Source organism: Fulvimarina endophytica (assembly GCF_003403015.1).
Taxonomy (GTDB): Bacteria; Pseudomonadota; Alphaproteobacteria; order Rhizobiales; family Rhizobiaceae; genus Fulvimarina; species Fulvimarina endophytica.
This window is the reverse complement of the sequence record NZ_QURL01000004.1, coordinates 117,686-131,645: the sequence shown is the minus strand read 5'-3', so window position 1 is coordinate 131,645 and position 13,960 is coordinate 117,686. Positions and strand designations below refer to the sequence as shown.

Genomic DNA, 13,960 nt, shown 5'->3' with positions numbered 1-13,960 from the left:
TCTTCGGTGGACGGCCGGTCACTTGCTGCAGAAGGCAGCCTTTGACGCCTTGACGATCGTTTCCCGCCTGCGCACTCCCTGCCGGTGCGGGCAATCCGGTCCCGCTGGCTTCGAAGATCGGCCCGCGATCATCCTGCACCCGGTCGCCGGATCGATCGAGCCCGATGAGCGAGCCGGTGCAGATCCTGCCGGCATGAGAGTTTCTCCATACGAATGTCCGCGACAGCCTCCTTCCTGAAGCCCGATCTGAAGCCCCGGCGCCGGTTGCGTCGCGGCGTCGATCTGCGCTGGCTTCTCGTTGCAGGCCTCGTCGCGCTTCTGACCGTCATGCCCATCCTCTCCCTCGTGGTCATCGCGGTCTCCTCGGGGCCGAGCGAGAGCTGGTCCCATCTTCTATCGACCGTCTTGCCCGATGCGACGCGGGTGACGATCCTCCTGATGATCGGCGTCGCGATCACCACCGGCATCGTCGGCGTCGTCACGGCGTGGCTCACCGCGAGCTTCGAATTTCCGGGGCGCCGCTTCTTCTCCTGGGCTCTCGTCCTGCCGCTCGCGGTGCCGACCTATATCGCAGCCTATTGCGTCACCGAGTTCCTGCACTTCACGGGGCCGGTCCAGACGGCGATCCGCGACGTCTTCGGCTTCACCTCCCGGCGCGACTACTGGTTCCCCGAAATCCGCTCCTTGCCCGGCGCGGTGCTCATCCTCTCCTCGGTCCTCTACCCTTACGTCTTCCTCACGGTCCGCATGGTCTTTCTGATGCAGGGCCGCCGGGCGGCGGATGTCGCGCGCACGCTCGGGGCAGGGCCCCTCGGCGCGTTCCTCAAGGTTCTGCTTCCCATGGCGCGACCGGCGATCGCGGTGGGGGTCGCGCTCGCGCTGATGGAGACGGTCAACGACATCGGTGCGGTCGAGTTTCTGGGCGTGCGCACGCTCACCTTCTCGGTCTATTCCACCTGGCTCAATCGCGGCGATCTCGCCGGGGCGACGCAACTCGCGCTTGCGATGCTCGTCGTCATCGTCGGTCTCGTCCTTTTGGAGAGGATGGCGCGGCGCGAGCAGCGCTACACGCTCTCGCGCGGCGACAAGGCAGAGGCGAGCCGCCTGCCGCTGCGACCCGCACAGGCCGGGCTCGCCAGTCTCGCCTGCTTCCTCCCGGTCGCTTTCGGCTTCGGAATTCCGGCCTACATCCTCGGCGACTACGCCTCGCGCAGGCTCTCCCAGTTCCAGAACCCGGCGCTCTGGGATGCGGTCGGTAACACCGCACTCGTCGCCTCTGCTGCAGGTCTCGTGACGGTCGCCGCCGCCTTTCTGATGAGCTACGGCGTCCGCCTCACGCGATCGGGCAGGTTGACCGCTCTCGTCCGCCTCGGCGCTCTCGGCTATGCCGTCCCAGGAACGGTGCTGGCGATCGGCGTGCTCATTCCGCTGGCAGCCTTCGACAATGCTCTCGATGCGTTTCTGCGCGCCCATTTCGGCGTTTCAACCGGGCTTCTTCTTTCCGGTTCCGGCGCTGCGATCGTCTATGCCTGCTGCGTGCGGTTCATGGCCATGGGATACGGGGCGATGGAGTCGGGCTTCTCCAAGCTCTCTCCCAATCTCGACCACGCGGCGAGAACGCTCGGCCACGGCCCGGGCCGGATCCTCGGATCCGTTCTCCTGCCTTTGATGAGGCCCGCGATTCTCACCGGCTTCATGCTGGTCTTCGTGGATTCGGTGAAGGAGTTGTCGGCGACGATCCTCCTGCGCCCGTTCGACTTCGAGACGCTCGCGACCTTCGTCTATACCAGCGCCTCGCGCTCCGCCTTCGACGATGGCGCGGTCGCCGCGCTGCTGATCGTCCTCATCGGCATCCTGCCGGTTATCGCCCTGACGCGGACGATTTTGAAGCAGGCGGCATGAAGCTGGCGGCCTGGATCGGGCCGGCGGGATTTGTCGCACTCCCTCGGGTATAACGATCCGTCCGTTTCGTTCCTAGATCAGGGCGATGAACAGACGACATCTCCTTCAGATGGCGGCCGCCTCGGCTGCCGGCCTCTGCCTTCCGGCCTTTGCTCAGGATCGGGCATCCGGGCCATTCGCCGATGCCATCGCCCGGGCCGGATCGTTTGCGAACCTGCGCACCATGCTCGTCGCCGTGAACGGCGAGACCCTCGTCGACGAAGGCTTCGGCGGCTATGCGACGAACCGGCCCGCCAACATCAAGTCCGCGTCGAAATCGCTGATCTCGCTTCTCGTCGGCATCGCCATCGACAAAGGCCTGATCGAGAATGCGGACCAGCCCATCGCCGATTTCCTCGAGGCGAAGTTTCCCCCTGATCCCGATCCGCGCCTCGAAGAGATCACGATCGGCAATCTTCTCTCCATGCAGGCAGGGCTCGAACGCACCTCGGGTGCCAATTACGGTGCCTGGATCGCCAGCCGGGACTGGGTCGCCGATGCGCTTTCGCGGCCCTTCGTGGACGAGCCGGGCGGCTCGATGCTCTACTCCACCGGCTCGACGCATCTTCTTTCGGCGGTCCTGACAAGGGCGAGCGGGCGCCCCACACGCGAGATCGCCCGAGACTGGCTGGCGGGCTCCGGGATCGGGCCGATCGACTTCGAACGCGACCCGCAAGGCATCGATCTTGGGGGCAACCAGACCGCGATGACGCCGCGCTCCCTGCTCAATCTGGGAGAGCTCTACCGGCGCGGAGGGGTCGTTGCCGACGGGACGCGCATTGTGTCGCAAGACTGGATCGAGGCGAGCTGGACACCGCGCACGCGGTCGCGCTTCCATGCTGGTCGCTACGGCTATGGTTGGTTCATCGAGAGATTCGCAGGCGAGGACGCCTATTACGGATGGGGCTATGGCGGCCAGATGATCTATGTCGTTCCGTCGCTCGAACTTACGGTGGCCATCACCTCCGACGAAACCGTGCCGTCCGGACGCACCGGCTACCGGGAGGATCTCCACGCCCTCGTATCGCAGGAGATCATTCCCGCGGCCCGTGCCACTCTGGACGCCCGAGCGGGCGGCGATGCCGGCAGCGAAGGATAGACCCGGCCTCGCATGCCGGGGCTCGTGCCTAGTTGCAGTCGGTGCAGGGGATCGTCGCGGAGAGGCGCGGGAGGATCGCGTACTGCTTTTTGAGCTGCAGGCTGGACGGGGCCAGTGTCTGGCTGAGCGTCGACTCGTACTTGTAGGTCGTGTCGACCATGATGAAGAACGCGTTTCGACTGTCCTTGAGGTCGTTCGGCAGGGCATAGGCGACACCGCGCGGACGCCCGGAAAGGCTCTTGCCGCCCGGTGCGCCCTTCTTGCGGGACCAGGCCACCGTTGCGGTGCCGTTACTGTCGACATTGACGGCCGTGATCTCCATCGCGAGCGGCTTCTCCTCGAAGGGCACCATGATCGCCTTCGCGATGTTGAAGATGTTGTCCAGCTCGGCGACGTTGACCGTCTTCGTGCGTCCGACGAGATCGCCGATCGTCTCCGATGTCGAGTTCGTCTTGCGCGAAACCTCGTAGAACCGGCTCGCCTCGAACGATCCCACGTAAAGCAGGATGAGGACCGGAGCGATCAGTGCGAATTCAACGATCGCGACACCGTCGCGGGCGTTCGCGAAGGCGGCGATCTTGCGGCGCAAGCTTGCGAGATCGGGCATGGGGTTGGACCTCATCGTCAGAAGGGCTCGTTGCGGAACGCGGCCACGGCCGAGAGAATGTTGGCCTGCTCGCCGTCCTCCGGGATCGAATGCAGCAGCGAGACGATCCATTCCCACTCGTAGAATACGCGCAGCACGGTGATCTCGTCACCCGACCCCATCTCGTATCTCAGATCCTTGGGATCGTAGTTGAGCGCGATCTGATCGTAGGTCGAGAAGGTGCGCAGATCGATCTTGAGGTTCTCGCATTTGAGAAGAACCGGGATCTCGTCGCAGACGAGCTGCTGGAACTGTTCTCGCGAGGGCTGCCCGCCGGGTCCGGCGAACTCGCCCGTGAGGATCTTGCGGCCGACCCGGTGAACGCCGTTTTCCAGGACGACGCTCGCCGCGAGCGTGATTCCGGTTTCGAGGATGGCGAAGAGCAAAACGAGGAAGGGGAGCAGGAGAAAGGCGTTCTCGACGGCGACCACGCCCCTGCGGTCGTCGCGAAGGCGCTTCAGCGGCCCGCGCGCCCAGGTCCGGGTCGGGACAGTCTCCTTGGTCTGCGACATTGCTTCTCACTCCATTCCACGATCCGAGAAATGGCGCCAACGCATCAAGAAGCGGTGAATCGGACGGGGAGGAGCGATCGGATCGCTCGGGATGATTAACAGGGTCTGAAATCGCCCGAGGCGGGCAGCTGTCATCCGCCTTCGAAGCCAGCGATTCAGCGGCCCTGTCGCCCTCGCTGTCGCGGCGGTGGGTTCGCCATGCGAAATTCGTATCGTCCACCGGCCCGAAGGGGCTTGAAGCCCATGCGTTCTGCCCGTTCGCGACTTGACGCGAGGGCGCGTGCTGCCTATAGGAAACCTGATCGAAAGGCTGGGGCGACATGCGCCTTCCAGCCTTTCAGTGTCTTAAACGAAACCCGACTGAACAAGAAGACGGCCCGAGACGGTCCCGGTGGGATGCGTCGAAAGAGCCGATCAGACGAACGGAGATAAAATGTTCGCAGTCATCAAAACCGGCGGCAAGCAGTACCGCGTCACCGCCGACGATCAGTTCGTGATCGAGCGCATCCCCGGCGAAGCCGGCGACAAGGTGGAACTGGCCGAAGTCCTCATGGTCGGCTCCAAGATCGGAACGCCGTTCGTGGACGGCGCCAAGGTCACGCTGGAGATCGTCGAGCACACGCGCGGCAAGAAGGTCATCTCCTTCAAGAAGCGTCGTCGCCAGAATTCCAAGCGCACCCGCGGTCATCGCCAGGACCTCACCAAGGTTCGCGTCGCCGATATCGCCGGAGCGTAAGGGTTCGCCGAACGGAGCGCGCGCCGGAAAACGGGTCGCGCCTTCGTGGAAGTTCGATAGTTTGGGCGTCGGAAACGCCCTTTGGCCCCGACAGACGGGGTAAGGAGAGTTCAAGATGGCACATAAGAAAGCTGGCGGTTCGTCGCGCAACGGTCGCGATTCGGAATCCAAGCGTCTCGGCGTGAAGAAGTTCGGCAACGAGCACGTTCTTGCGGGCAATATCCTCGTGCGTCAGCGCGGCACGCGCTGGCATCCGGGCGCCAATGTGGGAATCGGTCGCGACCATACCCTCTTCGCTACCGCCGAAGGCACGGTGGTGTTCCAGAAGAAAGCCAATAAACGCACGTTCATTTCCGTTATCCCGGCGGCCGCTGCCGCCGAATGACCGGTGTCTTCCTGAACGCCGGTGTCCCATCGACCCGGCGCACAGGAAAGAACCCGCGATAGACGGGCTCCGGTGCGAAACGAAAAGGGGAGATGGGCCGCCATCTCCCCTTGTTTCGTCTATGCTGGAGGCTCCTATGAGCGGCGAAGTGATCTGTGAATGCGAAGACGGCGAGTGTCCGGCAACGAGACGACTCGTCCTGCGGCAGCCCGTCATGGCCGATGTTCCGGCGATCACGAGCCACCTCTCGGACTATGCGGTGGTCTCCATGCTCTCGCGGGTGCCCTGGCCCTACGATGCCGAGGATGCCGAAGATTTCGTCCGTGATCTGGCCGCCCGCAGCGATAACCGCATCTTCGCGGTGACCCTGCGCGACACCGGCGAACTCATCGGCGTCGTGGGGCTCCATGGCATCAGCGAGGGCCGGGCCGAGCTCGGTTACTGGCTCGCGCGCAAGTTCTGGGGCTTGGGCTACGGGACCGAAGCCGTGCAGCGGATGATCGATTTCGGATTCGGGCCCATGGAGTTGTCGCGCATCGACGTCTCCTGCCGGGTGGTCAACGACGCCTCGCGGCACATCATCCGCAAATGCGGTTTCTTCTTCGTCGGACCCGGCATGACGAACACCGTCGCGGCCGGTCGCGTGGCCAGCGAGCATTACATGCTCGACGAATGCTCCTGGCGCTCGATCAGGATGTGGGGACGATGACATCATGATCGGTCAACGAAGCATCGGCCTCGGCTTTGCCGCTTGGCTTCTCGCCGCCGGATCCGTGGGCGCCGAAACGGTGCGCGCGGTCCCGGACGATCTTGCGGGAACGCCCATCGCCTTCTTCGATGGGCGGGCGCGCTCGACCGGCACGATCACCACGCTTTTCGTGTCGACCGAGGCGTTCACCGCGCGGTTCGAGGGCGATCTTGCGAAGCGCGAACTGACGCTCGACGAAGAGTTCACCTTCGCCGACGGGAAGGCTCTGCAACGCTGGGCGCTGTTCGCCCATCGCGACGGTTCGGTTTCGGGAACGGTCCAAACCGAGATCGCGGACGGCACCTTGATGCCGCCGGTTCGCGTGGTCGGAGAATACGCGCCGGACCGTCTCGTCCTGTCCTATGACGGCTATGCACCGAACGGATCGGACATGGTGCTCCATTTCCATCACGTGATGCGAAGCCAGAACGATGGCACGGTGACGAACAGGGTCACCGTCTCGAAATTCTATCTCCCGCTCGCCACCTCCAGCGTCACGTTCTATAAGCCGGGTCGCTGAGAAGAGGCCCAACCAGACTTCCGCTAGGGACGCAGTCATCGTCATGAAATTTCTCGACCAAGCCAAGGTCTATGTCCGCTCCGGCGATGGCGGGGCGGGGTCCGTGTCCTTCCGCCGCGAGGCCCATGTGGAGTTCGGCGGGCCCGACGGCGGCGATGGCGGGCGCGGCGGCGATGTCTGGATCGAGGCCGTTTCGGGCCTCAACACGCTCATCGACTATCGCTACCAGCAGCACTTCAAGGCCGAGACCGGCATTCACGGCATGGGGCGCAACCGGCACGGGGCTAACGGGTCCGATATCGTGCTGAAGGTGCCGGCGGGCACGCAGGTCTTCGCCGAGGACAACGAAACGCTGATCTGCGACCTCGATACGGTCGGCGACCGGCGTAAGATCGCGTCCGGCGGCAATGGCGGCTTCGGCAACGATCGGTTCAAGTCTTCGACCAACCAGGCGCCGCGCCATGCCAATCCCGGCCAGCCGGGCCAGGAACTGACCATCTGGCTGCGTCTCAAGCTGATCGCCGATGCCGGCCTCGTCGGCCTTCCGAATGCCGGCAAGTCCACCTTCCTGTCGACGGTGACCCGGGCGCGCCCGAAGATCGCCGACTACCCGTTCACGACGCTTCATCCCGGTCTCGGCGTCGCCAAGATCGATGCGACCGAATTCGTCATCGCCGACATTCCGGGCCTCATCGAGGGCGCCCATCGCGGCGTCGGTATCGGCGACCGCTTCCTCGGGCATGTGGAGCGCACGAGCATCCTCCTCCATCTCGTTTCCGGCAACGAGGAGGATGTGGCGCAGGCCTATCGCACCGTTCGCGGCGAACTCGAAGCTTATGGCAACGGCCTTGCCGAAAAGGCGGAACTGCTCTGCCTCAGCCAGGTCGACAGCCTCGACGAGGAGACCCGAGCCGAGAAACTCGCGGCGCTTCGGGAGGCTTCCTGCAAGACAGTCATCGAACTGTCCGCCGTCAGCCGCGAAGGCTTGATCGAAACCCTGCGCGGTCTCGCAAAGGCGATCGCGGCGGACAAGGACCCGGCACCCGCAGACGACGGTGAATGGCGTCCCGAGGCTTCGCACTGAGGAGAGGTCGATGGGCTTCACGCTATCCTCCTACAAGCGCATTACGATCAAGATCGGCTCGGCGCTGCTCGTGGAACGCGGCAAGGGGCTGCGAAGGGTCTGGCTAGAATCCTTCTGCCAGGACGTCGCGCGCCTCGCCGAGGCCGGCCACGAGATCCTCATTGTCTCCTCGGGGGCGATCGCCATGGGGCGCACGCTCCTGAAGCTTGGGCCGGGGCCCCTGAAGCTCGAGGAGAGCCAAGCCGCAGCGGCGGTTGGTCAGATCGCCCTGTCGCGGACCTATTCGGAGATGCTGGCCCGCCACGGCTTCGAGGCCGGGCAGGTGCTTCTCACGCTCAACGACACGGAGAGCCGGCGCTCCTACCTCAACGCGCGCGCCACCGTCGGCACGCTTCTCGCCATGCGCGCGATCCCGGTCATCAACGAGAACGACACCGTGGCGACCACGGAAATCCGCTATGGCGACAATGATCGCCTCGCAGCCCGCGTCGCGACGATGGTCGAGGCCGATCTCCTGATCCTCCTCTCGGATGTCGACGGGCTCTATACGGCCCCGCCCGCCCTCGACCCCGACGCCTCGCATGTTCCGCTGGTGGAACGGGTGACGCCGGAAATCGAGGCCATGGCGGGGGCGGCTGGATCCGAACTGTCGCGCGGTGGCATGAAGACCAAAGTCGACGCCGCCCGCATCGCGACCGATGCGGGAACCGAGATGATCATCACCCTCGGAAACCGGCTCTGGCCCCTCCATGCGATCGAACAGGGGGAGCGGCTCACCCGGTTCCTGCCGAGGGGAACGCCGACCACCGCGCGCAAGCGCTGGATCTCGGGGCACCTGTCGACCAGCGGGTCGCTGACCGTCGATGCGGGCGCGGCCAAGGCCCTGCGCGCCGGAAAGAGCCTTCTGCCGAAGGGGATCGTCAAGGTCGGCGGCGCATTTCGGCGCGGCGATGCCGTCTCCGTCGTCGACGAGGCGGGACGGGACGTCGCCTGCGGCCTGATCGCCTACGACTTCGAGGAAGCCGCTAGGATCGCCGGTCTCCATTCCGACGAGATCGAGGCGGCCCTCGGCTATGAAGGCCGAAGCGCCGTCATCCACAGGGACGACATGGTGGTCACCTGAACTCTTCCGTCGACGTGAATGGAATTTAACACGGCCGGGCCGTCGGAGCCCGGAACCGCCCCCTCCTCATGACGCTTCCCCCCGAAAGAGAACGAAGCAGGGAAAGGGGTATGCCATGTCCGCCGATCGACCGCTCGCGAATGCGCCATTCTCCGGAGGCATGCCGGTCCGAAACCTCGGCTGGGGCTGGCAGCTCGCCTACGGCATCGTCATGCTCGTCGGCGGCCTTCTCGCGCTCCTGAATCCGTTCGCGGCCTCGGTCGCTGCCACCCTCGTCGCCTCCTTCGTCTTCTTCATGGTCGGTCTCCTGCAGATCTTCCTCGCCGTGCGCGACCTGCACGGGACGGCCAGCCGGAGCGTGACCGGACTCTTCGGTCTCGCGCTCTGCCTGTTCGGCATCCTCCTCGCCTTCGATCCGCTCGGTGGCATCGTCTCGCTGACGCTTCTTATCGGCTTCTTCTTCGTCACCTTCGGCAGCGCCCGTCTCTGGATCGCGCTGAAGATGCGCGATCGCCGGGGATGGGGCTGGCTGGCGGCTGCCGGCACGATCTCGATCATCCTCGGAGTGGGAGCGATGCTCTTTGCGGCCGCCGGCGATGTCGGGCTCCTGGGGCTGTTCCTTGCGGTGGAACTCGTCCTGTCGGGCGCGGCCTCCATCGCCCAGAGCCTGTCGAGCCGCCGGAGCGCATGAGAGCGATCTTTGCTCGCGCTGCTTGATGCGAAGGGCCCGCGGCTTTAAACCTCGGGTCCGCCGGCCTTCCGGCGCAGGACAAAGCAAGGACGCCCATCATGGATACGGTCTACAGCCCGGACACCGAAGCGCAGAATTCCGACGCATCGCCTGCTTCGATCCCGGCTCTGATGGAGGAAATCGGCAAGCGCGCACGCGCGGCCGCGCGCCATCTGTCGACCGCCCCGACCGAGACGAAGAACCGCGCGCTGCATGGAATGGCCGATGCGCTCGTCGCCTCCATGGGATCGATCCTCGCAGAGAACGAGATCGACGTCGCAACGGCCCAGGAGAAGGGCTATCCGGCATCTTCGATCGATCGTCTCACGCTCAACGCCGCGCGGATCGTCGCGATGTCCGAGGGCCTGCGCACCATCGCCGACCTTCCCGATCCGGTCGGCGCCGAAATCGCGTCCTGGACGAGGCCGAACGGCCTTCAGATCAGCCGTGTGCGAACGCCGCTCGGCGTCATCGGGGTCATCTATGAGAGCCGCCCCAATGTCACCGCCGATGCCGGCGCGCTATGCCTGAAATCCGGCAATGCCGTCATTCTGCGCGGCGGATCGGACTCTACTCGCTCGTCGGCGGCGATCCATGCGGCTCTGCGCGCGGGGCTCGTGCAGGCGGGCCTGCCCGAGGATGCGATCCAGATCGTTCCCTCGACCGATCGGGCGGCCGTCGGCGAGATGCTGAAGGGTCTCGGCGGCAATGTCGACGTCATCGTGCCGCGAGGCGGCAAGAGCCTCGTCGCACGCGTCCAGTCCGAGGCGCGCGTCCCGGTCTTCGCCCATCTCGAAGGCCTCTGTCACCTCTATGTGGACCGTTCGGCGGATCTCGAAATGGCGGTGTCGATCGCCGTCAACGCCAAGATGCGCCGGACCGGCGTCTGCGGCGCGGCCGAAACCCTCCTCGTCGATCGCGCCGTGAAGGACACCCATCTCGTCCCGATCCTCAGTGCGCTCTCGGAGAAAGGCTGCGAGATCCGGGGAACGACGGAGGTGTGCGAGCTCTTCGCCGGGGCCGTCCCTGCATCGGATCAGGACTTCGCCACCGAATATCTCGACGCGATCCTGTCCGTCGCGCTCGTCGACGGGGTCGGGGATGCCGTCGACTTCATCGAGGCCCATTCGTCCCACCACACCGAGGCGATCGTCGCGGAGGATCCGGCCGCCGTGGAGCGCTTCATGACCGGCATCGATTCCGCCATCCTTCTCCACAACGCCTCGACCCAGTTCGCCGATGGCGGCGAATTCGGCATGGGCGCCGAGATCGGGATCGCCACCGGCAAGATGCATGCGCGCGGGCCCGTCGGCCTCGAACAGCTGACGAGCTTCAACTACCGGGTGCGCGGCAGCGGGCAGACGCGTCCCTGACCGTCCCCGCGCTTGCGCCTGCCGGCATGGCCGGTCTGTCCGAAGATCCGTCCTGCCGCGACCTGCGCCTGCCGGCTGCCGGGCGCGGTCAGGCGATCGGCCTTTACGGCGGCTCGTTCAATCCGCCCCATGAGGGACATTTGCTCGTCGCGGAGCGGGCGATCAAGCGGCTGGGGCTCGACGCGGTCTGGTGGCTGGTCACGCCCGGAAATCCGCTGAAGGATCACGGCGAACTCAAACCTCTCGGGGAGAGGATCGATGCCGTCCGCGGGCTCGCGAGAGGCCCGAGACACCGCGCTACAGGTCTCGAGGCGGCGTTCGACGTGCGCTACACCGCCGATACCATCCGCATCCTGCGCGAACGCGCCCCGCATCTACGCTTCGTCTGGGTGATGGGCGCCGACGGGCTCGCCAGCTTTCATCGCTGGCAGGACTGGCAGACGATCGCGGAGACCGTACCGATCGCGATCGTCGATCGACCGGGCGACACGCTCGCGACCCTCTCCTCGAAATTCGCGCTGCGCTATCGCCGCTTCCGCCTGCCCGAGAACGAGGCGGGCGACCTTCCCGGCCGGTCCGCACCCGCCTGGGTCTTCCTGCACGGGGCCCGCAAGGCGATCTCGTCGACCGCCATGCGAAACAGGTCCTGACATTTCCCGGACCGCACCACGGGGCGAGCCATCGAACCCGTCTTCCCAAACGATCGCGCGCCGGGACAGGCCCACGACTGGGTAGCTCTCCTCAAACATGCAGAAAGGGCGGACGCGTCGCCCGCATCCGCCCTTTCTGAAATTCCGTCCTGGAAGATCGCCAGCCTCAGCGAATCCGCCGGCGATCGACCGCTTGGAAAGCGAGCTTGGCATGGAACTCGCAATAGGGGGAGCTGTCGCGCGAGGGGTTTCCGCAGAAGTGGAAATCGTCCTGCATGGGATCGCCGACCGGCCATTTGCAGGTGCGCTCCGTCAGCTGGACGAGGGTCAGCTTGCGCGCGATCGGCAGAACCTCCCCGGTTTCGCTCTCGGCGCTTTCCTCGATCTCCGGCTGGGGATCGAAGGACTCTTCGGGTTCCATCTTCAGCGCCGTCGCCCCGAAGGACTGAGGACGCGGTGCGGATGCGGCGCTCGCTGCCGCGAAGCGACCCGCGACGACCGTCTCCTCGACGATCTCCACGCGGGGTGCGAGGCGAACCTCCTCGACTTCCACCTCGACCGCTCTCGCGGTCACGGTCTCGTCCTCGACGCCAGCCTCGGCTCCGCCATTCGCGGTCTTTCCGCGCGATTCGAGCTTCAGCCGATGCGCCTTGCCGATCACCGCATTGCGCGTGACGCCGCCCAGTCGATCCGCGATCTGACTGGCGCTATGGCCCTCGGTCCAGAGCTGCCTCAGAGTGCTGACGCGTTCGTCGGTCCAACTCATCGATCTATCCTTTCGCCGCTTTCGGCCGGACGTCTGGAGAAGAGGCGCTATCGGAGCGCTCCAACCCACAGCATGTTGAGTGATGGCCGAGCTTGACTACGAAATATCGTGTCGTTCCGTCCAATCTATAATGCGCTGCAACTGCGTTACAAGACTTGAGGCGCAGGCGGCCCGCCTGGCGCCTTCTTTTCCCCAACCTTTGCCGCCAAACGCCCGTCACTTCGCGGGTTCCGCGCCGATGCGCCGCCCGGATCGCCCGTTTCCTGCGGTTTCGTTGACATAATCGGTGGTCTTGATGGTATAGATCATGCCGAGAGGTCGCGATCCCCTCTCGATGAGGAGCCTGCCCATGCGGCAGGCTCAATGTATTTTGAGGGATCACGTCGCCGACCGTTCTTCCTCTGGGACCCCGTGACGATCATGCCTGCCGCAACTGCCGAGTCCGCCTCGCCGATCTACCCCACCTATAATCGCGCCCCGCTCTCCTTCGACAAAGGCGAGGGCGTGTGGCTGACCGGGTCGGACGGCAAGCGATATCTCGACTGCGCGGGCGGCGTCGCGGTCAATTCCCTCGGCCATGCCCATCCGCATCTGGTGGAGGCGCTGAAGGCGCAGGCCGAGAAGCTCTGGCATGTCTCGAACCTCTTCGAGATCCCGGGCCAGAAGCGCCTCGCCGCGCGCCTGTGCGAGGCCAGCTTCGCGGATCGTGTCTTCTTCACCAATTCCGGTGCCGAGGCGCTGGAATGCGCGATCAAGTCGGCTCGCCGCTATCACTATGCGAACGGCGCGCCCGAGCGCATCGACATTCTCACCTTCGAAGGCGCCTTCCACGGGCGGACCCTCGGCACGATCGCGGCCGGGGGGCAGGCGAAGTACATGGAGGGCTTCGGCCCGAAGGCGCCCGGCTTCGTCCAGCTGCCCTTCGGCGATCACGATGCCCTGCGCGAGGCGGCGGGCGGGCCGACCGTCGCTGCGATCCTGATCGAGCCGGTTCAAGGCGAGGGCGGCGTGCGCCCGGTGCCGCTGCCCTGCCTCACCGGTCTTCGCGAATTGTGCGACGAGCTCGGCATTCTCCTCATCTATGACGAGGTCCAGACGGGGATCGGCCGCACCGGCCGTTTCTTCGCCCATCAGAACGCGGGCGGCGCCGAGCCGGATATCCTCGCCTCCGCCAAGGGCATCGGCGGCGGCTTTCCACTGGGCGCCTGCCTTGCCACCGAGGCGGTCGCGAGCGCGATGGTCGCCGGCACCCATGGCTCGACCTATGGCGGAAACCCGCTTGCGATGGCGGTCGGCAATGCCGTTCTCGACGTGGTCCTCGAGGAGGATTTCCTCGTCGCCGTCCGCGACAAGGCGATCCTCTTCAAGCAGGCTCTCGAGTCGGTGAAGGATCGCTTCCCCGACGTCATCGCCGATATCCGCGGGTCCGGTCTCCTCATCGGCTTGAAGGCCGTCGGCGCCAATACCGAACTCGTCGCCGCGCTGCGGGAGCATGGCCTGCTCTCGGTTCCGGCGGGCGACAATGTGGTCCGCCTCCTGCCGCCGCTGACGATCACCGCCGAAGAGATCCGTGAGGCCGTCCAGCGTCTCGAAGCCGGCGCGGCGACGCTTTCGCGCCAAGACAGGAACGCCTGAGGCGTTCGTCCC

15 protein-coding genes are annotated in these 13,960 nt (G+C 65.5%); 12 read left to right on the top strand and 3 right to left on the bottom strand.

Annotated features, from left to right (window positions below):
* Positions 1-213 precede the first annotated feature (213 nt).
* Positions 214-1,902, top strand: a complete 1,689-nt coding sequence (locus DYI37_RS10115) for an ABC transporter permease (RefSeq protein ID WP_116683122.1) — start codon at positions 214-216, stop codon at positions 1,900-1,902.
* 85 nt (positions 1,903-1,987) lie between these two features.
* Positions 1,988-3,040, top strand: a complete 1,053-nt coding sequence (locus tag DYI37_RS10110; protein WP_116683121.1) for a serine hydrolase domain-containing protein — start codon at positions 1,988-1,990, stop codon at positions 3,038-3,040.
* A 28-nt stretch (positions 3,041-3,068) separates the two neighbouring features.
* On the opposite strand, the gene DYI37_RS10105 is transcribed toward DYI37_RS10110, so the two are convergent.
* Both DYI37_RS10105 and DYI37_RS10100 read right to left on the bottom strand, forming a co-directional pair.
* On the bottom strand, positions 3,069-3,662 hold the full coding sequence (locus tag DYI37_RS10105; RefSeq protein ID WP_158555133.1) for a TadE/TadG family type IV pilus assembly protein: 594 nt from the start codon (positions 3,660-3,662) through the stop codon (positions 3,069-3,071).
* Positions 3,663-3,664: 2 nt separating this feature from the next.
* Positions 3,665-4,198, bottom strand: coding sequence for a TadE/TadG family type IV pilus assembly protein (locus DYI37_RS10100; RefSeq protein ID WP_116683119.1), 534 nt, complete (start codon positions 4,196-4,198; stop codon positions 3,665-3,667).
* 433 nt (positions 4,199-4,631) lie between these two features.
* Here DYI37_RS10100 and rplU point away from each other — a divergent pair, with 433 nt between their 5' ends.
* The 9 genes from rplU to DYI37_RS10055 all read left to right on the top strand — a co-directional run bounded on the left by rplU (position 4,632) and on the right by DYI37_RS10055 (position 11,547).
* Entirely contained in the window at positions 4,632-4,934 is a 303-nt protein-coding gene (gene rplU, locus DYI37_RS10095; RefSeq protein WP_116683118.1) for a 50S ribosomal protein L21, read from the top strand.
* A gap of 115 nt (positions 4,935-5,049) precedes the next feature.
* Positions 5,050-5,319, top strand: a complete 270-nt coding sequence (rpmA, locus tag DYI37_RS10090) for a 50S ribosomal protein L27 (protein ID WP_116683117.1) — start codon at positions 5,050-5,052, stop codon at positions 5,317-5,319.
* A 121-nt stretch (positions 5,320-5,440) separates the two neighbouring features.
* Positions 5,441-6,028 carry a GNAT family N-acetyltransferase gene (locus DYI37_RS19985; protein WP_342634940.1) on the top strand — a complete coding sequence of 196 codons (588 nt, stop codon included), beginning with the start codon at positions 5,441-5,443 and terminating at the stop codon, positions 6,026-6,028.
* Positions 6,029-6,032: 4 nt separating this feature from the next.
* Entirely contained in the window at positions 6,033-6,587 is a 555-nt protein-coding gene (locus tag DYI37_RS10080) for a DUF3833 family protein (protein ID WP_116683115.1), read from the top strand.
* Between the two features lie 43 nt (positions 6,588-6,630).
* Entirely contained in the window at positions 6,631-7,671 is a 1,041-nt protein-coding gene (gene obgE / locus DYI37_RS10075) for a GTPase ObgE (RefSeq protein ID WP_116683114.1), read from the top strand.
* Positions 7,672-7,681: 10 nt separating this feature from the next.
* The gene (gene proB, locus DYI37_RS10070) at positions 7,682-8,794 is read left to right on the top strand and encodes a glutamate 5-kinase (RefSeq protein WP_116683113.1); all 1,113 of its coding nucleotides are present in this window, start codon (positions 7,682-7,684) and stop codon (positions 8,792-8,794) included.
* A gap of 115 nt (positions 8,795-8,909) precedes the next feature.
* Positions 8,910-9,485 carry an HdeD family acid-resistance protein gene (locus DYI37_RS10065; RefSeq protein WP_158555131.1) on the top strand — a complete coding sequence of 192 codons (576 nt, stop codon included), beginning with the start codon at positions 8,910-8,912 and terminating at the stop codon, positions 9,483-9,485.
* Positions 9,486-9,583: 98 nt separating this feature from the next.
* Entirely contained in the window at positions 9,584-10,897 is a 1,314-nt protein-coding gene (locus DYI37_RS10060) for a glutamate-5-semialdehyde dehydrogenase (protein ID WP_116683111.1), read from the top strand.
* A gap of 26 nt (positions 10,898-10,923) precedes the next feature.
* Positions 10,924-11,547, top strand: a complete 624-nt coding sequence (locus DYI37_RS10055; protein WP_116683110.1) for a nicotinate-nucleotide adenylyltransferase — start codon at positions 10,924-10,926, stop codon at positions 11,545-11,547.
* Positions 11,548-11,713: 166 nt separating this feature from the next.
* On the opposite strand, the gene DYI37_RS10050 is transcribed toward DYI37_RS10055, so the two are convergent.
* Positions 11,714-12,313, bottom strand: a complete 600-nt coding sequence (locus DYI37_RS10050) for a GcrA family cell cycle regulator (RefSeq protein ID WP_116683109.1) — start codon at positions 12,311-12,313, stop codon at positions 11,714-11,716.
* Positions 12,314-12,733: 420 nt separating this feature from the next.
* Between DYI37_RS10050 and DYI37_RS10045 the strand changes: the two genes are divergently transcribed.
* On the top strand, positions 12,734-13,948 hold the full coding sequence (locus DYI37_RS10045; protein ID WP_116683480.1) for an aspartate aminotransferase family protein: 1,215 nt from the start codon (positions 12,734-12,736) through the stop codon (positions 13,946-13,948).
* Positions 13,949-13,960: the final 12 nt, after the last annotated feature.